The organism is Burkholderia sp. BCC1985 (genome assembly GCF_905339915.1).
Lineage (GTDB): Bacteria > Pseudomonadota > Gammaproteobacteria > Burkholderiales > Burkholderiaceae > Burkholderia.
Window position 1 is genome coordinate 1 of the sequence record NZ_CAJPGY010000014.1, and the last position, 23,260, is coordinate 23,260.

Genomic DNA, 23,260 nt, shown 5'->3' on the forward strand with positions numbered 1-23,260 from the left:
ACCAGTCATATCGATAATTCACGTTATGTCAACTACGAGGACTGACCAAACCGATGCCCCGAATCGGCAAAAACTGACGCCCGACGAAATGCTCGCTTGGCTCGGCGTGCACGCGTCGCATTACCTTTCGAGCCAGCGCAACCTCGTGCACTACGTGCGTGGCAGGAACGTCGTCGACGCGATTCGCGCGCGAAGCACGACGGCCCATTCGCCGCCGCCCTCGCGCGGTGATTGAACGACTGGCTCGACGAAGAAGTCGTGAGCTTCGATCCATACGCCATTCCGCCGGCCCAGCCGGCTGCATAGACCACGGTGGACCGGCGCGACATTCGCGGTCGGCCCCGGTGACGCTACGCATGCGCCGCAGTGCGGGCGCGCGTTCGTGTCGGAGCTGGCTCCGGCGTCGCTTCGGCCGCCGACTGTGCCGGCGCAACGGTCAGATGCAATCCCAACGCGCCGACAACCTTCATGATCGTTGCAAACTCCGCGTTCCCACCTTCCGACAGCGCACGATAGAGTGCTTCGCGCTTTACGCCGGACTCGCGCGCCAGCGCGGTCATGCCGCGCGCTTTCGCGACGTTCCCGAGCGCGGCCTGGATCAGGCGCGGATCGCCATCTTCGAACGCTTGCGCCAGGTAGTGACGAATCGTTTCCTCGTCCTTCAGGTACTTCGAGCCGTCGAATTCGGCCAGTTCGCTGATTTTCATCTTCAATCCTCCAGTTCACCGGCGATTTGCTTCGCCGTCTTGATGTCTTTTTTTTGCGTCGACTTGTCCCCGCCGCACAACACCACGACGATGATTTTTCCGCGCCGCACGAAGTAGGCCCGGTATCCCGGCCCTACGTCGATCTTCATTTCGTTGACACCGTCACCGACTGCGCGCCACTGGCCAAGGTTGCCGAGCTTCGCGCGCTCGATGCGCAGACTGATTGCCGCGCTGCCGACCGGATCGCGAAGCCCATCGAGCCAGCTATCAAATTGGGGGGTGGTCAGGACTTTGAACATGAATGAATTGTAACCCATAGGGGACACCATAGCCACTGCCTCGTCGCCCAACTGGATCGGCCGGCCCCCGCGTCGGCACCCACCAACCGTCAACTACTCTCCTCAGCGGAGAAGTCGCCGGGCGGCAATGGTCGATTCGCCACGTCCTTTGCTTCGGCGCGCGTCAGGCCGAGCGTCTGCAATACCATCGCCGCGGCCCGCTCGGGAAGCCGGCCTTCGTCTCCCGCCGGCTTCCTCGCTTCGCCCTCAGCCGTGTCGGCCGCGTAGCACTCCGCCGCGATCGCCGCCAGGATCGTCCCCGTCATCGCGAGCACGCTCATGAACGGATCGCCGACGACGAAGCGGCGTGCCGCGATTCCGCGCTCGCTGTCCCGCCGCAAGTGCCGGCCCAGCCCGTGGTCGAGCGCACGCGCGGAAAAGCCCTCCCGCATCAGGAACCGCCCCCAGAGCCGCTCGCGGCGCGCGCGCATCAGCGTGTGACGCACGCAAACCGACACGACCTCGGCCGGATCCGACAAACCGCTCGCAAGACGCTCAAGCCCGTCCGCGAAATCGTCGAACACCCACTCGGTCAGCGCGGCGAAGATGCCGTCCTTCGATTCGAAGTGGTAGTAAAACGAGCCGAACCCCACATCCGCCGCCTCGGTGATCTCGCTGATCGCGACGTTGTCCCTGCCCTTTTCCGCCATCAGGCCGAACGCCGCCCGCAGCAAGCGCATACGTGTCGCCTCCTTGCGCCGGGCGCCGCGCGGTTGACGCTGTCCCGCTTCGGCCACTGACGCATTCGGGCGACGCGGCCGGACCGGCTTGTCGTCCACGAGCGCACCTTCCCTTTCCATAAGAATTTTCTGCATGACGCAATTCTAGATGACTCACTCATACTTGACAACATTATCAGTTATGAGTCTAATCTCGAAAACAGCAGAACCGGTTCCTGTCCGGACACTGTTCCGGACCCACGTCAGCGAGCGTCGGTGACGCGCAGGCGGCCCCGTCGGCACACTCGGCGGCCATCGTCGCGCGCAAGCCGTGTCATGTCGGCAATCGGAACGATGTGCACCTCGAACGTCGGACTACTGATTGATCGTCATGCGCACCGTCGGCGGAGACGCCCTCGCGCGCCTGCATAAACCGGGGTGACCCGCCGTGGTCGCCGAACCATTTTTAGTTTGACCCTCACTTGTCTTGGAAACATCGTGAAATCACCCGGACTTGACGCGCGGACCCCAACGCGCCCGCTTCTGACACGCATCGCGCCACCGCTTCGGCGCGCCCCGATCGCATTCGCCTGCTGTGCGATTCTTCTCGCGGCTTGCCACTCGCACGAGGCCCCGGCGCCCGAACTGCAACCAGTGGTCGCGCTGCCGGTTCATGCGGACGACGGCGTAGTGCAGCGCGTGCTGCCCGCGCAGGTTCAGGCGCGATATTCGACGCCGCTGTCGTTCCGGGTCGGCGGCAAGATCGTCGAGCGGCGCGTGCGAATCGGCGACACCGTCAAGGCCGGCCAGGCCCTCGCGATGCTCGATCCGGCCGATCTGCACAACACGTTGCTGAACGCGCGCGCGCAGCTCGATGCCGCCGAGCATCGCGTCGCCTATGCGAAGCAGCAACTGGATCGCGACCGCGCGCAGGCTCAGGCCAACCTGATCGCGCCCGCGCAGCTCGAGACAACGCAGGACGCGTATGCATCGGCGGTCGCGCAACGCGATTCCGCGCTCGCGCAAATGGCGCTCGCGGGCGATCACCTGCGCTATGCGACGCTGGTCGCGGATCACGACGGCGTCATCACGTCGGAGGATGCCGATACCGGGCAGAACGTCGAGCCCGGCCAGGCGGTGTTTCATCTGGACTGGAGCGGCGACCTCGACATCGTCTGCGACGTCGCGGAGCGCGACCTGCGCGATCTCGCGGTCGGCCGCACCGCGCACGTCAGCCTGACGGCACTGCCGGGCAAGGTGCTCGACGCACGCGTGCGCGAAGTCGCGGCGGCCGCTGATCCGCAAAGCCGCACCTGGCGCGTGAAGCTGACGCTGGTCGCGCCGGGGCCGGACGTCCGCTCCGGGATGACCGCCAGCATCTCGTTCGACGGCGCCGCCGACACCACCGCGGACCACGCGATCACGCTGCCGGCCACCGCACTCTTCCATCGCGGCGAAGCGCCGGCGGTCTGGGTCATTCGCAAAGGCAGCGACACGCTGGAACTGCGCCCGGTGACGGTCGGACGCTACGACGAGCGTACGGTCACGGTCACGTCCGGCCTCGCGGAAAACGAGCGTGTCGTGATGCAAGGCGTCCATACGGTGAGTACCGGCCAGCACGTGCGCGTGGTGCCGCCGCTGCATGCGGAGGACTTCGCATCATGAACGGTCCAGAACACCGGTCCTCGACGGACGGTGCGCTCGGCGCACAAAGCGGTGCCGCGTCGCGCGACGACGGCGGTTTCAATCTGTCGGCATGGGCGCTGAAGCATCAGCAACTGGTGATCTTCCTGATCGGCCTCGCGACGATCTTCGGCATGATCGGCTATACGCGCCTCGCGCAATCGGAGGATCCGCCGTTCACGTTCCGCACCATGGTGATCCAGACCTATTGGCCGGGCGCCACCGCGCGCGAAGTGCAGGAACAGGTCACGGACCGGATCGGCCGCCAGCTCCAGGCCGCGCCTTACGTCGACAACATCAAGAGCTATTCGCGCCCCGGCGAGTCGATGATCTTCTTTGCGATGAAGGATTCGGCGCCGGTCGACCAGGTGCCGGAAACCTGGTATCAGGTGCGCAAGAAGGTCGGCGATATCCGGGCGACGCTGCCGAAGGGCACTGTCGGCCCGTTCTTCAACGACGAATTCGGCGACGTCTATACCAACATCTATGCGCTCGAAGGCGACGGCTACTCGCCCGCGCAACTGCACGATTACGCGGACAAGCTGCGCACCGTGCTGTTGCGCGTGCCGGGTGTCGCGAAGGTCGACTACTTTGGCGACCCCGCCCAGCACGTATTCGTCGAGATCTCGAACGCGCAACTGACGCGGCTCGCGATCACGCCGCAGCAGCTCGCGCAGGCCATCGACGCGCAAAACGCCGTCGCACCGGTCGGCACGATCACGACATCGGACGACCGCGTGTTCGTGCGGCCGAGCGGCGCGTTCAAGGACACGCAGGCGCTCGCCGACATGCTGATCACGGTGAACGGCCGGACGTTCCGGCTCGGCGACGTCGCGAAGGTCACGCGCGGCTACGACGATCCGCCCGTCACGCAGATGCGTACGAACGGTCACGCGGTGCTCGGCATCGGCGTCACGATGCAAAAAGGCGGTGACGTGATCGACCTCGGCAAGGCGCTCGACGCGAAGGCAGCCGAGCTCCGGGCCGGCTTGCCGGCCGGACTGAAGCTGGCCGCGGTGTCGAGCATGCCGCATGCCGTCAAGCACTCGGTGGACGATTTCGTCGAAGCGGTCGGCGAAGCCGTCGCGATCGTGCTCGTCGTCAGCCTCGTGTCGCTGGGCCTGCGCACCGGCATGGTCGTCGTCATCACGATTCCGATCGTGCTCGCCGTGACGGCACTGTGCATGCACGTGTTCGGCATCGGCCTCGACAAGGTGTCGCTCGGCACGCTCGTGCTCGCGCTGGGGCTGCTGGTGGACGATGCGATCATCGCCGTCGAAATGATGGCGGTGAAGCTCGAGCAGGGTTGGAGCCGCGCGCGCGCGGCGGCCTTCGCCTACACGAGCACGGCGTTCCCGATGCTGACCGGCACGCTCGTCACGGTATCGGGCTTCCTGCCGATCGCGCTCGCGAAATCGAGCACCGGCGAATACACGCGGTCGATCTTCGAGGTGTCCGCGATCTCGCTGATCGTGTCGTGGTTCGCGGCCGTCGTGCTGGTGCCGCTGCTGGGCTACCACATGCTGCCCGAGCAGCAGCGTCACGACGCTCATGCACATGGGCAGGACGTTTATGAAACGGGCTTTTACCGGCGGCTGTCCGGATGGATCTCGGCGTGCATCGAGCGCCGCTGGGTGGTGCTGGGCGTAACGGCCGTGCTTTTCGCGATCGCGATGGCGGCATTCACGCGCGTGCCACAGCAATTTTTCCCGAACTCGGAGCGCCCCGAACTGCTGGTCGACCTACGCCTGCCGGAAGGCGCTTCGTTCGACGCGACACTGCGTGAGGCCACGCGGCTCGAGAAGGTGCTCGACGGTCGGTCTGAAATCGATCACGTGGTCGATTTCGTCGGCACCGGTGCGCCGCGCTTCTACCTGCCGCTCGACCAGCAGCTCCAGCAGCCGAACTTCGCGCAGTTCGTGATCACGGCCAAGGACGTCGAATCGCGCGACCGCCTGTCGCATTGGCTCGAGTCGACGCTGGCAAGCCGCTTCCCGACCGTGCGCACGCGCGTCGCGCGCCTCGAGAACGGGCCGCCCGTCGGCTTTCCGATCAAGTTCCGCGTGAGCGGCGACGACATCGCAACCGTTCGCGGCATTGCCGAAAAAGTGGCGGACAAGATGCGCGCCGATGCCCGCACGCGCAACGTGCAGTTCGACTGGGACGAGCCGGCGGAGCGATCGGTGTCGTTCGAAATCGATCAACTGAAGGCACGCCAGCTCGGCGTGACGTCGGAAGACGTGTCGAGTTTCCTCGCGATGACGCTGTCCGGCTATACGGTCACGCAGTATCGCGAACGCGACAAGCTGATCGACGTCGACCTGCGCGCGCCGAAGCGCGAACGGATCGACCCTTCGCAGCTCGCCGGCCTGGCGATCCCGACGCCGCACGGCCCGGTGCCGCTCGGCACGATCGGCCACGTGCGCGACACGCTCGAATACGGCGTGATCTGGGAACGCGACCGCCAGCCGACCGTCACGGTGCAGGCCGACGTTCGTGGCGAAGCGCCGAGCATCGGCGTGACGCGCGCCATCGACGGCACCCTGGCGACGCTGCGCGCCACGCTGCCGACCGGTTACCGGATCGAGGTCGGCGGTGCAGCCGAGGAGAGCATGAAGGGCCAGACGTCGATCAACGCGCAGATGCCGCTCATGGTCATCGCGGTGGTGACGCTGCTGATGATCCAGCTCAAGCGCTTCTCGCGCACCTTCATCGTCGTGCTGACGGCGCCGCTCGGCCTGATCGGCGTGGTCGCGGCGCTGCTGCTGTTCGGCAAGCCGTTCGGCTTCGTCGCGCTGCTCGGCGTGATCGCGATGTTCGGGATCATCATGCGCAACTCGGTGATCCTGGTCGATCAGATCGACCAGGACATCGCGGCCGGGCAGCCACGCTTCACCGCGATCGTGGGCGCGACCGTGCGCCGCTTCCGGCCGATCATGCTGACCGCCGCGGCCGCCGTGCTCGCGCTGATTCCGCTGTTGCGTTCCGGCTTCTTCGGCCCGATGGCCACCGCGCTGATGGGCGGCATCACGATCGCGACGGTGCTGACCATCTTCTTCCTGCCGGCCCTCTACGCGACCTGCTTCAAGGTGCGCAGCGACGAACGCGAGTCGCGCGCGATGGACGTCGCGTCCTCGGAGACATGCTGATGAAATTTCCCCTTACCACATCGGTGCTCGCCGCGAGCGCGGCGCTCTGCCTGAGCGGCTGTGCAATGGCCCCGAGCAGCACGCCGCCCGCGATGCCGTCGCCGGCGCACTACGGCGCGACGCCTCAGGCGCCGCGCACCGCCGAAGCGGCAGGCGTCGCGCAGCAATTCGACGTCGGCGCCGCGCCCGTCCCGCAATGGTGGCGCCTGTATCGGTCCAGCGCGCTCGACGCGCTGGTCGACGAAGGCCTGCGCGCGAACCCGACGCTGGCCGCGGCGGAAAAGACGCTCGCCGCCGCGCAGGAGGAGCTGCGCGCGCAGATCGGCGCGTCGACGCTGCCGTCGATCGACGCGAACGCGCAGGTGGCCCGCACGCGCACACCGGACATCTCCGGCGCGGGCGCGCAAAGCCTGCGCTACAACGTCTTCGTCGGACAACTGCAGGCGCATTACACCTTCGACCTGTTCGGTGCCACGCGATATGCGAACGAGGCGAGCGCCGCGCGCGTCGACGTGCGCGGTTGCGAGCTCGAAGCGGCAAGGCGTGCGCTGGCGGCCAACATCGTCGGCACCGCCATCCGCGCCGCGACGCTCGACCGCCAGATCCTGCTGACGGAGCGCCTGGTCGCCGTTGCCGAGGCATCCGCGCTCGAAGACCAGCAGCGTTACGCGCTCGGCGCGGTGTCCCACGTGCAGTCGCTGGCGTCGACGCAGGGCGCGGCGTCGCTCGCCGCGACGCTGCCGCCGCTGCGCCAGCAGCGTGCGAGCGCGGTTCACGCGCTCGCGATCCTGCTGGGCCGCACGCCCGACGCGCCACCGCCGGTCCCCTCCTTCACCGGACTGTCGCTGCCGGAACACGTGCCCGTGGTCGTGCCGTCCGACCTGCTGAAGGCACGGCCGGACATCCGCGCGGCCGCGGCAACCGTGAAAGCGGCATCGGCGGACGTCGGCGAGGCGACCGCCCAGTTGTTCCCGAGCCTGTCGCTCACCGCGACGATGGGGCGCGGCGGCTTCAGCTGGCCAGCGCTGTTGTCGGGCGCGGGCGGGCTGTGGGCCGTCGGCGCCGGGCTGTCGCAGCCGATCTTCCACGGCGGTGCGCTGCTGGCTCACCGGCGGGCGTCGCGCGATGCGTACGACGCCGCGGTGCTGCAGTACAAGGCGGCGGTGCTGTCCGCATTCGGCGATGTCGCCGATTCGCTCGCCGCGCTGGACAACGACGCGCAAGGACTGGCCGCGAACGAACTCGCGGCGCGCGCGGCAGGCGAGGCTTTCCATGAAACGGCGCAACGCCGCACATTGGGTGCCGTTCCGATGTCCGCGCAACGGTCGAGCGAACAGCTCTATCTGAACGCGGAACTCGATGCGGTGCGTGCCGCGAGCCGCCGGATGACCGATACGGCGGCGCTGCTGCAGGCAATGGGCGAACTGCCGCCCGCCACCGGCACGACGGTCGCGGCCCGGCAATAGCCGCTGCTTGCGTCGATGGACCGGCTGCGCGCCTTCGGGCCGCACCGGTCCGCAATCTCGAAGCCCGATGCCCGGCGTACCGTGCATCGCGCGGCGCCGCGCCTTCATTACCCGCATGGTTGATTCCCGATGAAATCCGACAACCTGGTCGCCTGCCACGAATGCGACCTGCTGATTCAGCGTCCGCCGCGCCTGCGCGCGCTGACGGCGCACTGCCCGAGATGCCATGCTCGCGTGAGCGGTGCGGCGCACGGCCGCCGCTCGCTCGACCGGCTGTGCGCATTGACGGTCGCCGCGCTGGTGACGTGTTGCGTCGCGCAGGCCTTTCCGATCGTCGCGCTCGATGCGGCCGGCATCGCGTCGCATGCGACGCTCGGTGACGCGGTTCGCGCGCTATGGTCGAACGGTCAGCCGCTGGTGGCCGCGCTCGTGTTCTGCACGACGATGCTGTTTCCGATACTGGAGCTGGCCGCATGGATGTACCTGCTCGTGCCGTTGCGCGCGGGCCGCGTACCGCGCCACTTCGCGCAAGTGCTGCGCGGCATTCACCGATTGCGGCCGTGGAGCATGGTCGAGGTGCTGATGCTCGGCGTGCTCATCACGATCGTCAAACTGACGAGCCTCGCACACGTGCTTGCCGGGCCCGCGCTATTCGCGTTCGCCGGGCTTACCGTGATGCTCTGCGTGCTGTCGACGATCGAACCGGCCCGATTGTGGGAAGCGCACGACGAACTCGTCGCACTGCGGCCAGGCGATGCCGACCGTGCGAAACCGCCCCGCCCCGACACGACGCGACATGCGGCGCCCCGGGCCGCGGAAAGCAGCGGATCGGCGGGCATGACGGCCCGCGCCGCGGGATGGATCGCCTGTCACCTCTGCGCGCGCGTGCAGCCGGCACACACATGCGGCGAGCGCTGCACGCGCTGCGGATCGCCGCTGCACGCGCGCCGTCCGCACAGCATCGCGCGCACGGGCGCGCTCGTCGCTGCCGCTGCGTTGCTCTATATCCCGGCGAACCTGTTGCCCGTCATGCACGCGACCTCGCTCGGCCGGGCCGAGGACGACACGATCCTCGGCGGTGTCGCGTACTTCTGGACGTCCGGCGACTGGGCGCTCGCCGTCATCGTGTTCATCGCGAGTGTGCTCGTGCCGATGCTCAAACTTGCGGCCCTCGCATTCCAGGCGATCGCCGCCCATCGCGGCGTGCAATGGCGGCCGCTCGAACGAGCCCGGCTGCATCGGCTGGTCGAGCGCGTGGGCCGCTGGTCGATGCTCGACGTATTCGTCGTGGCGCTCACGATCGCGCTCGTGCATTTCGGCTCGCTCGCCGACATCACGCCCGGCCCCGGCGCGCTCGCGTTCGGCGCCGTGGTCGTGCTGACCATGTGCGCGTCGATGCAGTTCGATCCTCGGCTCATCTGGGACGGCGCGCCCCGCCCCGCCGCCGCCCATCACCAACCTTGAACCGGCGCAAGCGCCCGCTTTATTTCGAATTCCAAAACGATGTCTTCTTTCGATTTCTCGCCACCCGAGATCCGGCCGCGCAGCCGCTGGATCCCGTCTCTCGTCTGGATCGTGCCGCTCGTTTGCGCGCTGATCGGGCTGTCGCTCGTGATCCGGACCGTCACCGCCAACGGTCCGACGATCACGGTCACGTTCGCCAACGCCGAGGGCCTCGAAGCCGGCAAGACCAAGGTCCGCTACAAGGACGTCGATATCGGCTCCGTCCAGACCATCACGCTCACCCCTGATTTCAAGCGCGTGGTCGTCGGCATTCAGCTGACGCACGACGCCGCGCGCTTCGCGAACCGCGACACGCGCTTCTGGGTCGTTCGACCGCGCGTCGGTGCCACCGGCATTTCCGGCCTCGGCACGCTGCTCTCCGGCGCATTCATCGGCGCGGATCTCGGCCGCTCGTCGCAGAAGCAGACCGATTTCACCGGTCTCGAGACGCCGCCCGCCGTCACCGCGGACCAGCAGGGCCGACGCTTTCTGCTGCACGGCGACTCGCTGGGCTCGGTCGACATCGGCTCGCCGGTGTTCTACCGGCATGTGCAGGTCGGTCAGGTCGTGGGATTCTCGCTCGACAAGGACGGTACGGGCGTCGACGTTCAGGCGTTCGTGAAAGCGCCCTACGACAAGTACGTCAGCGTCAATACGCGCTGGTGGCACGCGAGCGGCGTGGATCTTCGGCTCGATTCGAGCGGCCTGAAACTCAACACGCAGTCGCTGGCGACCGTGATCGTCGGCGGTCTCGCGTTTCAGTCGCCGCCCGGACAAGCGGACGCGCCGCAGGCAGCCGACAACACGCCGTTCCGGCTCGCCCCCGACGAAGCCGACGCGATGCGCGACCCCGACGGCACGCCGCTGATGGTCGTCATGCGCTTCGACCAGTCGCTGCGCGGGCTGTCGGTCGGCGCGCCGGTCGATCTGCGGGGCATCGTGCTCGGTCAGGTCACGAACATCGGGATCGAGTACAACGAACACACGCGCAACTTCAGCATGAAGGTCGCGATGGCGCTGTATCCGTCGCGACTGAGCCGACACAGCGATACGGCGCTGCCCGCGCCCGATACGGCCGGCGGCCACGAACTGCTCCAGCACCTGGTGCTCCAGGGGCTGCGCGGGCAGTTGCGTACCGGCAGCCTGCTGACCGGTCAGCTCTATGTGGCGCTCGACATGTTCCCGAAGGCGCCGCACGCGAGCGTCGACGCGCGCCGCACGCCGGTGGAACTGCCGACCGTGCCCAACACGCTCGACGAACTGCAGGTGCAGATCGCCGACATCGCGCGCAAGCTCGATCAGGTGCCGTTCGACCGGATCGGCAACAATCTGAACGGCGCGCTTGCGCATGCGAACCAGTTGTTCGGTCACCTCGATGAGCAGGTCGTGCCGCAGGCGCGCGACACGCTGGCCGCCGCGCAACGCACGTTCAGCGCGGCAGAGTCGACGTTGGGGCAGAATTCGCCGATGCAGTCGGACGTTCATGAGGCGATGCAGTCGCTCACGCAAACGCTGCAGTCGTTGAATGCGCTTGCGGACTATCTGGAACGTCATCCCGAATCGCTGCTGTTCGGCAAGAAGGGAGACCGCCAATGAAAGCGCGTTCGTTCAGTCGTCTCCGTATGCCGGCGCGCATCGCGACGTGCGTCGCACTCGCGGTGCTGAGCGCGTGCGCGTCGCCGCCGGTGCATTTCCATACCCTCGCGGTGGCGGACGATGCGGGTGCCGAGGCCGCCGCATCGCATCCCGCCTGGCTGATCGACATCCAGGCCGTGCACGTCGTGGCGCCTGCGGACGGCAACCGGCTCGTCGTGCAACGCGGCCCCGATCGGACCGACATCCTGGAGCAGGAACGCTGGGCCGCGCCGCTCGGCGACGAGATGCGCGGCGGACTGTCGACGCGCGTCGCGTCCCGGCTCGGCACGATCGATGTTCATCGCGTCGCCCACCCGGACGGCGCGCCCGTCTACCGGGTCGCGGTGGACGTCCAGCGAATCGAATCCTGGCCGGCATCGCACGTGCTGCTCGATGCGACGTGGAGTGTGAGTTCCGGGTCCGGACAGCCGGCACTGACGTGCCGCAGCATCGTCCGGTCCGGTGCGTCGACGGGCTACGAAGCACTCGTCGACGCGCAGCGTCGCGCGCTCGATGCGCTCGCGCTCGGGATCGCCGCGGGCATTCGCGCGGCGGCCGCGCATGCCGCGCCGCCGGCCGATTGCCGCGCGGGCGCACTCGGGCGCCCGATCGCACGCCCCGCTGTCGATCGCGGCGCGCCGGACGCGCTCGACGATTGAATCTGCGCCGTGACGACGCGACATTTCCCGCGGCGCGATATCGCGCCGCTTCAGCCCTTTCCACTGCACGGACAGCCCAGGATGAAACCCGCCCGCCTCACCCGTATGCAGCGCCGGCTCGACACCCGCGAACGGCTCATCGCCGCCGCTCGCGAATGCTTCATTGCGAACGGCTTCGCCGATACGACCGTCGAGCACATCGTCGAACGCGCTGGCTATACGCGTGGCGCGTTCTATGCGAACTTCGGGCACAAGCGCGAGCTGTTGATCGAAATCCTGCGTCGCGACCGCCCGAAATTACTGGCGAAAATGCGGCCGGCAGCGCATGAGCACCGAGGCTCCCGCACCGCCAGCTCCGCAGACATCGCCGCCGGCTGGGAATGTTTCCCGCTGTGGGTCGAGGTGCACCTGTACGCGCTGCGCGATGCCGGGATCCGGCAGATCGTCGACAGGCTGCACGCCGAGCCTGCTGCGGCGAGCGGTGCGGCGGACACCTCGGAGCGCATGCCATCGTCGGCCGAATGCGCGGCAGTGCTCGGCGTCGCACTGATGCGTGCCGGTGCGTATGCGCACGTTACGACGAGCCGACGCAAGACGCCGTGATGCGCGCCGTTCGGGCGGCCGCCCGGTCCATCAATCCGGCCGTCCCGAACGACTGTCCGGACAATGGCGGACGCCAGCCTTCCACACAGGCTGGCTGTCGAATGGGCGCCAGCCGCTTGATCCCGTTCAGAACCGATACCCGACCGACACGAAAGTCGTGATCGGATCGATCTTGATCCGCGTCGAACTGGTCACGGTTCCGACCGCGGATCGCGTACTCAGGTCGGCTTTCGTCGACAGCCACACGTAGGCGACCGACACGCCGACCGACCAGTGCGGATCGATGTTGTACGTGAGCCCGGCGTTGACGATCGGCGCAAAGGAATGGCTCAGCGCCACCGACGTGGGGCCCTCCAGGCGATTGCCGAGCGTCGGCGAATACAGGAATGCGCCGCTCGCGACCTTGTTGCTCAGCTGTACGTCCCTGAACCATACATAGGTGAGGCCCGCGCCGACGTATGGCCGAAACCGGGCCGACGGTTCGCCGAAATGATATTGCGCGAGAATCGCCGGGCTCCATGCGCGAGCCGTCCCCAGTTCGCCGAGCGACGACAGGGAGCCCGTGCCGCTCAGATGCAATTTCGGCGGAATGCCCAGGATCGTCTCGACTGCGACGTGATCCGTGATGAAATAGGTCGCCGTCAGCGCGAACGTATCGGTATCGGCCACGCTCGCGCCGCTACCCGCCACCGTGCCCGAGCGCCCGAGCGCGTTGACCGTCAGCGGCTCGCTCGAATCCTGCGGCGCCATGTGCAGCCATCCGGCGTTCATGACCCACTGACCGGCCGATTGTGCGCGGGCGCACGACATCGCCGCGATCGACAGAAGAATTGCCGCGCTCGTATGCTTCATGGTGTCTCCGATTGTTGTGATGTGCAGGATGGCGCCGCCGGGGAAACGGCGGCATGCGTCGTCGCCGGACGGAGGTCATCCGCCCGGCATGCGCGTCCAGGGTTCCGGACGAAACGGGATTCAGCGGTCTCTGAGCCGGTCGATCAACCGGACGCCCGCGCCGGCAGCCGCGCGCCTGAGCGACGCCAGCGGGCCGTCCTCGGCCGAGGGCGTACCGGCGACACGCTCCGCGCCGCCGGCAAAACGCGGGAACAGGCGCAATGCGTTGCCGCGCTCGATGCCGGCGCGCGCGTCGGTATCCCACACGGGCGACCGTTCGAGCGTGTCGCGCTGCATGGCGGTGACCGGTGCCGGCGCGAACGGGAAATCGCTGCCGAAGAGGATCTGCGTCGGCTCGACCAGTTCGCGCAATGCGGCCTGCGGATACGTGGCGGGCGACAATGCCGTGTCGAAGTGGAATCGACGAATGGTCGTGAGCACGCCGGCCGGTACCGCAGCAAGGTATTCCGGCATCAGGTTGGCCAGCGACACACGCCACGCGACGTAAGGCAGGAATCCGCCCGCATGCGCGAGAATCCAGCGAATGTTCGGGTAACGCGCCAGCGTCCCCGTCAGCATCAGATTGACCGCCGCGCGCGTCGTGTCGCACAGGAATTCGATCAGGAATCCCGGCGCACCCAGCCCGAGCGCCTCGCTTGTCCGATGCAGGTTCGGATGCACGAACACGACGGCCTGCCGGCGATCGAGTTCGGCCATCAATTCGTCGAATTCCGGCGCGCCGAGAAACTTTCCTTCCGTACTGCCGAGCAGCACGACGCCGTCCGCCTTCAGCACGTCGAGTGCATGAACGGCTTCCGCGCAGGCCAGTTCGGTAAACGGCATCGGCAGAACCGCGAACGAACCGAAGCGGCCGGGATACGCATCGCAGAGCTGCGCCGAATATTCGTTACATTGACGTGCGAGCGTGCGTGCCTCTTCGACATCGCCGAAATACACGCCCGGCGCCGAGATCGACAGCAGTGCCGCCTGAATCCCGTTCACGTTCATCACGTCGAGCGACGCTTGCGCATGCCATTCCGGCAACGCCGCGCCGGCGACCTTCTGTATGCCATGCCTGGACATTGCGTCGCGATAGGCCGGCGGAACGAAATGATGATGGACGTCGATTCGGTGCACGATCTGCTCCGGCGCGAAACATTGATATGGATGACAAAATATTATTCAGGCGCGTCTTCGCGCAAAATGAATCGGTCGCTACGTTGCATACCCGGATGCGGCCCGTGCGTTCGACAGATCCAGCGCAACATCGACGATCATGTCTTCCTGCCCACCCACCATGCCGCGTCGCCCCAGCTCGACGAGGATATCGACCGTGCCGAGGCCATACTTTCGGGCGGCCAGTTCGGCATGGCGCAGGAAACTGGAGTACACCCCGGCATAACCGAGCGCGAGCGTTTCGCGGTCGACGCGCACCGGGCGATCCTGCAGCGGCCGAACGATTTCGTCCGCCGCATCCATCAGCCGGTACAGATCCGTACCGTGACGCCAACCAAGGCGCTCGGCCGCCGCGATGAATACCTCGAGCGGCGCGTTCCCCGCCCCGGCCCCCATCCCCGCCAAGCTCGCGTCGACGCGATCGCAGCCCTCCTCGACGGCGACGATCGAGTTCGCCACACCGAGACTCAGGTTGTGATGCGCGTGAATGCCCACCTCCGTTTCCGGTTTCAGCACGTCCTTGAACGCGCGGACGCGATCGCGCACGTCGTTCATGTTCATCGCGCCGCCGGAATCCACGACGTAGCAGCACGTCGCGCCATAGCTTTCCATCTGCTTCGCCTGCTCGGCGAGCCCGACGGGCGTGTGCATGTGACTCATCATCAGGAAGCCCACGGCCTCCATGCCGAGCTCACGCGCGGATTCGATGTGTTGGCGGGAAATGTCGGCTTCCGTGCAATGCGTGGCGACCCGCACGATGCGTGCGCCAGCGTCGTACGCGGCGCGCAGATCGTGCACGGTGCCGATACCGGGCAGCAGGAGCGTGGCGACCTTCGCGTGGGTGACGGCACCGGCGACCGCTTCGATCCATTCGATATCCGTGTGTGCGCCGAAACCGTAGTTGAAGCTGCCGCCCTGCAGGCCGTCGCCATGCGCGACTTCGATCGAATCGACCCGCGCAGCGTCGAGCGCCATGGCGATTTGCCGCGCCTGCGCGATGCTGTACTGGTGGCGAATCGCGTGGCTGCCGTCGCGCAATGTCACGTCGGAGATGTAAATCTTCTTGTCCATGGTCGGGAATCTCACGTTGCGTCGCGCAGCATGCGGGCGGCGACCCGTTCGGCCATCGCCATGGCTGCGCTCGTCATGATGTCGAGGTTGCCGGCGTAGGCGGGCAGGTAGTGGGCGGCCCCCTCGACTTCGAGGAAGATCGAAGTCTTGAGGCCCGACATGCGTTCGCCGACGCCCGGAATGCGGATCGGCCGATCGGATTCGATGCGATCGAACTGCACGCGCTGTTTCAGGCGATAGCCCGGCACGTACGACTGCACCGCTTTCACCATTCGCGCGACGGAGGCTTCGATGCGCGCTTCGTCGGCGAAATCGCTGAGGGCGTACACCGTATCGCGCATCATGAGCGGCGGCTCGGCCGGATTGAGTACGATGATGGCCTTGCCTCTCGCGGCGCCACCGACCGTTTCGATCGCGCGCGCCGTCGTTTCGGTGAATTCGTCGATATTGGCGCGTGTACCCGGCCCTGCGCTCCTGCTCGAGATCGATGCGACGATCTCGCCGTAGTGAACGTTGGCGACCTGCGACACCGCCGCAATCATCGGGATCGTCGCCTGTCCTCCGCACGTCACCATGTTGACGTTGGGCGCATCCAGATGGCGCTCGCCGTTCACCACCGGTACGCCGTACGGGCCGATCGCCGCCGGCGTCAGGTCGACCATGCGGATGCCGGGCTTGAACGCACGCAGGAGCGCATCGTTGTGCGCGTGGGCCGACGCCGACGTCGCGTCGAACACGATGTCGATGTCGTCGAAGCCGGGCATCCGCGCAAGCCCTTCGACGCCTTCGTGCGTCGTGGCGACACCCATCCGCGCCGCACGCCGCAGCCCGTCCGACGCCGCGTCGATGCCGACCATCGCGCCCATCTCGATGTGTTCGCCGTGCCGCAGGATCTTGATCATCAGATCCGTGCCGATGTTGCCGCTGCCGACGATACCGACCTTGAGTTTCCTGCTCATCGCGACGCTCCTTCGCCCAGGCGGCAATGCACGCTGCCGAGCGCGCCGATCTGCGCTCGAATGACGTCCCCGCTCGCCACCGCCACCATCGGGCCGAGCGCGCCGGACAGGATCACGTCGCCCTCGCGCAGCCTCTGTCCGTGACGCGCGATCGTGCAGGCGAGCCAGTAAACCGCGCGCAACGGATGGCCGAGACAGGCGGCGCCGACGCCTGTCGATACCACTGCATCCTGTTGCGTCATCGTCATTCCCAGTTCGCCGAGCGAAAGCCGGCCGAGTGCAATGGGCTGATGACCGAGCACGTATGCGCCGCACGACGCGTTGTCGGCGACGGTGTCCTCGAGCGCGATCCGCCAGTCGGCGATTGCGCTGTCGACGATCTCGAGCGCCGGCAGCGCATAGGCCAGCGATGACAGTACGCGGGCATAGCTCGGCGCGTCGTCGTCGAGATCGCGCCCGACGACGAATGCGATCTCGGCCTCGATCTTCGGTTGCAGCAGACGATTCATCGGCACATCGTCGCCGTCGAGATACGCCATGTCGTCGAACAGCACGCCGAAGTCGGGCTGATCGACACCGAGTTGCCGCTGCACCGCGCGCGACGTCAAGCCGATCTTCCTGCCGACGATGCGCGCGCCGGCGGCGATCCGCGCCGCCGTGTTCGTTTCGGCCACCGCATACGCGGCAGCGACCCCGGCAATGCCGAACCGCTCGGCAATCGGTTCGATCGGGATGCGCGTCGCGCGCGCACCGCGCAGCGCGTCGGCGGCGGCATGAATACGGGAGTTATCGGGCAATGGACACATGATCGGCGGATTGAGTGAGTCGGAATTCAGGCGGCCCTGGCGAGCGACGACGCCTCGGCCGGCACGGCAGCGCGGGTGCCGCTGCGGGTGTTCGGCACACCGAGCTGGTCGCGCAGGCGCGTCACGGTGCGTTCGAGTTCGGTCACTGGTACGACGGCGAATACGAACCGGTCGGGCCGCAGGATCGCCACGGCCTTGTCGCGAAACCCGGCCTTCGCGAACCACGCGATCATGTTGCCGTCGATGTCCTCGACCTCGGTTGCGCCGCCGTTGCGGTTGTCGCGTTCGACGCCTTCGAGCCCTTGCGGACGCCCGCCGTACGGATAGAGCGTGACGTACCGTACCGACAATGCCTGCAGCGCTTCGGCGGACGCATCGTCCAGATACCGGGAGGGATCGACGTTCAGGCCGACGAGCGAAAACCCGCGCCCGAGCACGTCGTCCATCCGTTGCCTCGCGCCGTCGAACCGGCGCACGTCTGGTTGCGGGGCGAGCGCGCCCTCCGGGCCGTTGCGGCGCCGCCGCGGCAAGCCGACGTACGCGTTCTTTTTATAGACCGGCGCCGGCTTGAAGCCCCCCTCCTGGAACCAGCGCTTGAGCGGAGGGATCATCCGGATGACCGCGAGCGAGGTGTCGCGCACGAGCGTGCCCAGCGGATTGCGCACGGACACGACGTTCTTGAGCAGCACGGACACGTCGATCATCGCCTTGGCGTGCGCGTGGCGCTCTGACTGATAGGTGTCCAGCAGTGCGTCGCCGGCGGCGCCGCGCAGCACGAGGTCGAGCTTCCATCCGAGGTTGTATGCATCGCGCACACCGGAACTGGCCCCCTGCCCCATGAACTGCGGCGTCATGTGTGCCGCGTCGCCCGCGAGCAGCACGCGGCCGACCCGCCATTTGGCCGCGATCAGCGCGTTGAACGTATAGACGAGCTTGCGCTTGACGACGAACTGGTCCGGATCGACGAACCGGGACAGGTACGCGCGCACCGTCTCCGGCCGTTCCATGTTCTCTTTCGTTTCACCGGGCATCAGCATGAATTCGAAGCGGTGGAACTTGTCGGGCTGAACGCAGCTCACGACCGGCAGCTTCGGGTCGACGACGAAATTGAAGTACGGCAGGTGACGCAGCGCGTCGGTACCCGGCTTGCGCTCGATGTCCACGACGAGCCACGGCTCGGGAAAGCTCTTGCCGGCCATGTCGATGCCGAGCCGCGTGCGAACGATGCTGCGCCCGCCGTCCGCGCCGACCATGTACCGCGCCCGCAACGACCGCACGTCGGGATCGTTGTTCATGCTCGTGCGTGCATCCGTCGCATCGCTGAAGCGCGCTTCACGCGTGGCCTGGTGCACGATGCCGACGCCGTCGGCGTCCTGCGAGAAATCGACGACTTCGCGCCCGCGCCGGATCGTGACGTTCGGATAGCGCGACAGCGTGTCCGACAGCGTCGTTTCGAGATACGGCTGGTAGAAGAAATTGATGATCGGCCAGCCGAGCGGCCGCTTGCGCGGCATGTATTGCGTGATCGGCGTGCCGTCGGGGCGCACGAGCTGCACCGGCGTTTCCATCATCATCCGTGCCTGCAATTCGTCGGCTACCGCCAGATGCTGGAAGATCCGCATGCATTCGTCGTCGGTATAAACAGCGCGGGCATTGCCGTAAAACACCGGCTCGCGCTCGAGCACGACGACGCGATGGCCAGCCTGGCCGAGCAGGTGCGCAAGCACGAGGCCGGTCGGTCCGAGCCCCACGATCGCGACGTCGCACGCATCGTCCTGATGCACTGCGTTCATGGTTGGTCTCCCTGGATGATGAATTCCGGATGCAGCAGCGATGCGAACGCACGCCGGGCACGGCCCAGCCGGCCGCGCAAAGTCAGGTTCTCCGGGCGATGGCCCCACAGGCTGATCCCCTGGTAGGTCGTCGTGCGCCACGCGCGCTCGTCCACCACGATCGGGTTCCAGCCCAGTTCAATCTCGAAGCCCGACGGTGTCCGAACGTAGAACGACAGCTCGCGGTCGTTCGGATGCTGGCCGATCGCATTGGCGATCGGGTATCCCATCGACCGGCACCGCAAGTAGGCCTGAGTCACGTCGTCCAGCGATACGCACTGAAGATTCAGGTGGTGGATCTGCGTGCGCAGCGGATTCATACGGATGCCGCGCGTCGACGCGGTTGCAAGCGAATGGTGGCGCTCGTTCAGTCGAAGAAACGCGAAGTTGAGATTCAGGCCGTCGATCTTGTCCTCGATCTCGTCCGACAAGCGTGCGTCGAACACCTTCTTCCAGAACGCCTGCATCGCTTCCGGCCGACGCGTCGTGATCGCGACGTGCCCCAGGCCGGATGCGCCGGTCACGAATCCGCTCGCCTTCATCTGCAATGGCGAATCGCTCAGCACCGCATCGGTGAACAGCTCGGTGCGCAACCGCTTCGGTCCGGTGAAGCACCAGAATCGCTGCACGCCTCGCAGCGCGGCTTCATTCGCGCTGCCCTGCCGGACATCGATGCCGAGCGCGGACAGCCGCGCGAGCACGAGCTGCAACGCCGCGTCATCGGCCAGTTGCCAGCCGATCGCGGTGACGTCTTCCGCTTGCCCCTCGTGGATAATCAATCGGCGCTGGTGCGCATCGATCCGACACGCGAGCACCGTGCGTAGCGGACGATCCGCATGCAGCCCGAGCCCCTCGGTGACGAATGTGCTCCACGCGTCCAGGCGGACGGACTGGATCAGCAAATAGCCGAGATGCACGCGACCGAACAAGCTGTCGGGCGCGGCCGGCGAACTGGCGATGGTAGGCATGGCGACGCGCTCCGGATCAGACGCGGCGGACGACGCGCGCGTCAACGCGGTCTTCGGCCAGAAACGCCACGACCATCGCGTTGAATTCGTCGGCGCGCTCCCACTGCACCCAGTGGCCGGTCTTGCTGAACAGGTGCACGTCGCAGTTCGGCATGCGCCGCTGCAGCGAGCGTGCGCCGCTTGGTCGATTGACCTTGTCCTCCGTTCCCCACAGCACGAGCGTCGGATTCTGTACGGCGGCCAGGCGCGGATCGCGCGTGAAATCGAGCTTCCTGAAATTCGGAATGCCTTTGGGCCCGAGCAACGGCGGGCTGGCGACGACCTCCGGATCGATGCTGGACTGAAAGCGCTCCTGGAGCGTCGCATCGGATACCAGGCTGCCGTCGTAGACGAGGTCGCCCCGGATGAACGCCGCGAGCTTTTGCAGTGTCGGGCCTTCGCCCTTGTAATAGTTCAGCAGACGTTTGAGGCCGGGCGTGGGCAATGCGCGCGTCGTGTCCACGCCGCCGGGCCCCATCAGCACGAGGCGCCCCACCGCGGCCGGACGCTCGATCGCCATGCGCAACGCACATGCCCCGCCGAGCGAGTTGCCGAGGACGTGCGCGCGCTCGATGCGCAGCGCATCGAGCATGCCGAGCATGCTCGCCGCCAGGTCGCCGAACGGATCGCCGCGATCCAGCCCCTTCGTCGATTTGCCGTAGCCCGGCATGTCGGGCACGACGACTCGGTGGACGCATGCGAGCGCGCCGACATTGCGGGCGTAATTGGACATGCCGGAAGCGCCGGGGCCGCCGCCGTGGAGCATGAGCACCACCGGACCCTCGCCTGCTTCGGTAAAGGAAATGGTCCGCGCACCGACCCGAACGGTACGTTGAATCATTGCGTGAGTCATGGACGGGGCATTCACGGCGTGGTCGCTCCAGACGGTTGATCGAACTTGCTTGGTGTTAATAATGAGACAGTTGTCATCATGACAATATTCTCGTTTTCACCTAGCGCCTCGGAGCGCCTGCTGCGTCGCCTTATAATTCCGCCATGAATGAAACGACCGTTGACCATCGGACCCGTGTGGCGGCAGAGCGTCGCGAGCGCATGCGTGCCCGGCTGATCGAAAGTGCGATGCTGGTGTTCGCAGAAAAGGGCGTCGGCGCAAGCGTCATCCAGGACGTCATTGCGGCCGCGGACGTATCGCAGGGCACGTTCTACAAGTACTTCCGCACCAACGAGGATCTGCTCGCGGCAGTGACGCAGGAGCTGAACGACGAGTTGCTGCGCCTGATCGAAACGGAAGTCCACGGCTATCGGGATCCGGCGCTGCGCATCGCGTGCGGTGTGCGCATGTTCCTGCACGCCGCGCGCGCGTATCCGCTGCTGGCGCGCTTCATTTGCGCGGCCGGCTTGCATTCGGCGGGGCCGAGCAGCCTGATTTACGTGTTCCTGCCACCCCACATCGAACAGGGGCTGGCGCTGGGACGTTTCAGCGATGTCGGCGTCGGAACCGCACTCGACGTGATCGCCGGAACCGCACTCGCGACGATCCTCAGAATCACCAATGAAGGCCCGCAAAACGTCGTTCCGGAGCCCGTGGTCGCAGCAATTCTGCGCGCACTGGGCGTCGGGCACCTCGAGGCGGAAAAGTTGGTCGAAACGGCATTGCCGCCGATTGAAACGCCCGTTGCATCACTGCTCGAACGCGGACAGGCACGGATGCAGGCCCAGGCGCAGCCCGCGATCTGACCGTTTCGGGAATGCTCGGTCCGGCACGAAGCGTCATGCTCGATGACGATCGCCGGGCCTCAGCCGTCGGCGACGAGTTTCGCGGTACGCCTTCAATCCTGGTAACGCGCCGGCCGAGCGCGATCGACGTGCATGGTGTCCGACACGACGAGGACCTTCCCTGTATAGCGTGTTGCCATCTCGATTCGGCGATGCCAATCGTCGCCAGGTTCGCAGGTCCTGATTGATGCGAGATGGAGCGCGCGCCAGGCGGACGACCGGCAAACGCCGACTTGCCACGGCGAGATCCGGGAAAACGCTCCAAAGACAGCGATACGCTCGTCGGTAGTCACCGTCTGGCACTGCAAGAAACTGCGTGTGAGGTAGTCGTCGGTATTCGCGGGATAGTCGCGAAGCCGGTCTTTCATGCGACGCCCGCGTGGGTTGCGTCCGAAATGACGCCCACGACATCGCCGCGCGCTATTCCACTTCGACAGGCGCCGGCTGAACAGCGCAGGCGTCGCATCGCCCCCGTCAGCTGACGGGTACCGCACGAGCGCTTGGGGTGGCTTGGCCGCCGCCTGCGTCACCCCATTACGTCACTGCGCCGTCTCGGCCGCATCCACAACGGGCAGCGGCCGGCTTGCGATCTTCTCGGCTTCCGCACGCTTGAGCCCCAGCGTATGCAGCAGCGTCGCCGCCGTGCGTTCCGGAAAATGCTCTCCGTTGAATCCGAGTTCCTTCAGGACACCGGCAGCCGGTGCGCCCGGAGCGACGAAGTTGAGTTCGGCGGCAATCGCGGTCAGCACCGTACCGCCAACCGAAAGGAAGCCGACGAATGGGTCGGCGACCACGAAGCGTTTCTCGGCGATACCGCGCTCCATGTCCCGCAGCAGGCGTTGACCCAGGCCGAGCGTCAGGACGCGCGCCGAAAAGCCCTCGCGTATCAGGAAGTGTCCCCACACCGGCTCGCGCCGCGCGCGCATCAGCGTATGTCGCACCGAGACGGAAATGATCTCCGCCGGGTCGGACAAGCCGCTGGCCAGGCGATCGAGCGAATCCGCGAACTCCTCGAATACCGATTCCACGAGGGTCGCGTAGATCGCCTCCTTCGATTCGAAGTGGTTGTAGAACGAGCCGAAGCCGACGTCGGCGGCCTCGGTGATTTCGTTGATGGCGACGCCTTCCATGCCCTTCTCGGCCATCAGTCTGAGCGCGGCATCCAGCAGGCGGGCACGGGTCTCCCGCTTGCGGCGCGCGCCACGCGGCTCGCGCTCTTCGGCGACCGCGGGACTGGATGCTTCCGGAGCGGAGCGCTTTGGTGTCCGGCGGCTCGGTGTATTCGTCATGACGTTTTCGATCCTTGTTCGTGCCCAAGTATAGATTCAAATGTCTACATTGACAAAGTCATCATCTATGATTTTAATGTCATCAAGGAC

General features: G+C 66.6%; 21 protein-coding genes and 1 pseudogene. 10 read left to right on the forward strand and 12 right to left on the reverse strand.

Annotation, left to right across the window (positions count from 1 at the left end; genetic code table 11):
* Positions 1-235, forward strand: a pseudogene (locus U4Z31_RS16120) (hypothetical protein); the annotation flags it as partial.
* A gap of 115 nt (positions 236-350) precedes the next feature.
* Here the strand turns inward: U4Z31_RS16120 and U4Z31_RS16125 are convergent.
* The 3 genes from U4Z31_RS16125 to U4Z31_RS16135 all read right to left on the reverse strand — a co-directional run bounded on the left by U4Z31_RS16125 (position 351) and on the right by U4Z31_RS16135 (position 1,860).
* Complete coding sequence (locus U4Z31_RS16125) at positions 351-707, reverse strand: addiction module antidote protein (protein WP_124920616.1); 357 nt, start codon at positions 705-707, stop codon at positions 351-353.
* A 2-nt stretch (positions 708-709) separates the two neighbouring features.
* Positions 710-1,006 carry a type II toxin-antitoxin system RelE/ParE family toxin gene (locus tag U4Z31_RS16130; protein ID WP_059449128.1) on the reverse strand — a complete coding sequence of 99 codons (297 nt, stop codon included), beginning with the start codon at positions 1,004-1,006 and terminating at the stop codon, positions 710-712.
* Between the two features lie 89 nt (positions 1,007-1,095).
* Positions 1,096-1,860: a TetR/AcrR family transcriptional regulator gene (locus tag U4Z31_RS16135; RefSeq protein WP_321810805.1), complete on the reverse strand. Its 765-nt coding sequence runs from the start codon at positions 1,858-1,860 to the stop codon at positions 1,096-1,098.
* 342 nt (positions 1,861-2,202) lie between these two features.
* Here U4Z31_RS16135 and U4Z31_RS16140 point away from each other — a divergent pair, with 342 nt between their 5' ends.
* From U4Z31_RS16140 to U4Z31_RS16170, 7 genes are all read left to right on the forward strand, one after another.
* The gene (locus U4Z31_RS16140) at positions 2,203-3,369 is read left to right on the forward strand and encodes an efflux RND transporter periplasmic adaptor subunit (protein ID WP_415750286.1); all 1,167 of its coding nucleotides are present in this window, start codon (positions 2,203-2,205) and stop codon (positions 3,367-3,369) included.
* Positions 3,366-6,536 (forward strand): efflux RND transporter permease subunit, encoded by a 3,171-nt coding sequence (locus U4Z31_RS16145; protein ID WP_321810807.1) that lies wholly within the window; start codon positions 3,366-3,368, stop codon positions 6,534-6,536. The genes U4Z31_RS16140 and U4Z31_RS16145 overlap by 4 nt, the downstream gene beginning before the upstream one ends.
* Positions 6,536-8,002, forward strand: coding sequence for an efflux transporter outer membrane subunit (locus U4Z31_RS16150; RefSeq protein WP_321810808.1), 1,467 nt, complete (start codon positions 6,536-6,538; stop codon positions 8,000-8,002). Before U4Z31_RS16145 ends, U4Z31_RS16150 begins: the two co-directional genes overlap by 1 nt.
* A gap of 129 nt (positions 8,003-8,131) precedes the next feature.
* Positions 8,132-9,466, forward strand: a complete 1,335-nt coding sequence (locus tag U4Z31_RS16155; RefSeq protein ID WP_321810809.1) for a paraquat-inducible protein A — start codon at positions 8,132-8,134, stop codon at positions 9,464-9,466.
* Between the two features lie 39 nt (positions 9,467-9,505).
* Entirely contained in the window at positions 9,506-11,101 is a 1,596-nt protein-coding gene (locus U4Z31_RS16160; RefSeq protein ID WP_321810810.1) for an intermembrane transport protein PqiB, read from the forward strand.
* Positions 11,098-11,799: a PqiC family protein gene (locus tag U4Z31_RS16165; RefSeq protein ID WP_321810811.1), complete on the forward strand. Its 702-nt coding sequence runs from the start codon at positions 11,098-11,100 to the stop codon at positions 11,797-11,799. The genes U4Z31_RS16160 and U4Z31_RS16165 overlap by 4 nt, the downstream gene beginning before the upstream one ends.
* A gap of 9 nt (positions 11,800-11,808) precedes the next feature.
* Positions 11,809-12,402 (forward strand): helix-turn-helix domain-containing protein, encoded by a 594-nt coding sequence (locus U4Z31_RS16170; protein WP_321810812.1) that lies wholly within the window; start codon positions 11,809-11,811, stop codon positions 12,400-12,402.
* 126 nt (positions 12,403-12,528) lie between these two features.
* On the opposite strand, the gene U4Z31_RS16175 is transcribed toward U4Z31_RS16170, so the two are convergent.
* The 8 genes from U4Z31_RS16175 to U4Z31_RS16210 form a co-directional block, all read right to left on the reverse strand.
* Positions 12,529-13,254 (reverse strand): OmpW/AlkL family protein, encoded by a 726-nt coding sequence (locus tag U4Z31_RS16175; RefSeq protein ID WP_321810813.1) that lies wholly within the window; start codon positions 13,252-13,254, stop codon positions 12,529-12,531.
* Positions 13,255-13,374: 120 nt separating this feature from the next.
* Entirely contained in the window at positions 13,375-14,430 is a 1,056-nt protein-coding gene (locus tag U4Z31_RS16180; protein WP_321810814.1) for an amidohydrolase family protein, read from the reverse strand.
* A 78-nt stretch (positions 14,431-14,508) separates the two neighbouring features.
* Entirely contained in the window at positions 14,509-15,540 is a 1,032-nt protein-coding gene (gene dmpG, locus U4Z31_RS16185) for a 4-hydroxy-2-oxovalerate aldolase (RefSeq protein ID WP_321810815.1), read from the reverse strand.
* Positions 15,541-15,551: 11 nt separating this feature from the next.
* On the reverse strand, positions 15,552-16,499 hold the full coding sequence (locus U4Z31_RS16190; protein WP_321810816.1) for an acetaldehyde dehydrogenase (acetylating): 948 nt from the start codon (positions 16,497-16,499) through the stop codon (positions 15,552-15,554).
* A complete protein-coding gene (locus tag U4Z31_RS16195; RefSeq protein WP_321810817.1) occupies positions 16,496-17,305 on the reverse strand; it encodes a 2-keto-4-pentenoate hydratase in 810 nt (269 codons plus the stop codon). The genes U4Z31_RS16190 and U4Z31_RS16195 overlap by 4 nt, the downstream gene beginning before the upstream one ends.
* A 26-nt stretch (positions 17,306-17,331) precedes the next feature.
* Complete coding sequence (locus tag U4Z31_RS16200; RefSeq protein WP_321810818.1) at positions 17,332-19,098, reverse strand: bifunctional 3-(3-hydroxy-phenyl)propionate/3-hydroxycinnamic acid hydroxylase; 1,767 nt, start codon at positions 19,096-19,098, stop codon at positions 17,332-17,334.
* Entirely contained in the window at positions 19,095-20,105 is a 1,011-nt protein-coding gene (locus tag U4Z31_RS16205; protein WP_321810819.1) for a VOC family protein, read from the reverse strand. Before U4Z31_RS16205 ends, U4Z31_RS16200 begins: the two co-directional genes overlap by 4 nt.
* A 16-nt stretch (positions 20,106-20,121) precedes the next feature.
* Positions 20,122-20,985, reverse strand: coding sequence for an alpha/beta fold hydrolase (locus tag U4Z31_RS16210; RefSeq protein ID WP_321810820.1), 864 nt, complete (start codon positions 20,983-20,985; stop codon positions 20,122-20,124).
* Between the two features lie 155 nt (positions 20,986-21,140).
* On the opposite strand from U4Z31_RS16210, the gene U4Z31_RS16215 reads away from it, so the two are divergent.
* Positions 21,141-21,842, forward strand: a complete 702-nt coding sequence (locus tag U4Z31_RS16215) for a TetR/AcrR family transcriptional regulator (protein ID WP_124519548.1) — start codon at positions 21,141-21,143, stop codon at positions 21,840-21,842.
* A 177-nt stretch (positions 21,843-22,019) separates the two neighbouring features.
* The gene (locus tag U4Z31_RS37195) at positions 22,020-22,208 is read left to right on the forward strand and encodes a hypothetical protein (RefSeq protein WP_415750287.1); all 189 of its coding nucleotides are present in this window, start codon (positions 22,020-22,022) and stop codon (positions 22,206-22,208) included.
* Between the two features lie 212 nt (positions 22,209-22,420).
* On the opposite strand, the gene U4Z31_RS16220 is transcribed toward U4Z31_RS37195, so the two are convergent.
* Positions 22,421-23,170, reverse strand: a complete 750-nt coding sequence (locus tag U4Z31_RS16220; RefSeq protein WP_124484818.1) for a TetR/AcrR family transcriptional regulator — start codon at positions 23,168-23,170, stop codon at positions 22,421-22,423.
* Between the last annotated feature and the right edge of the window lie 90 nt (positions 23,171-23,260).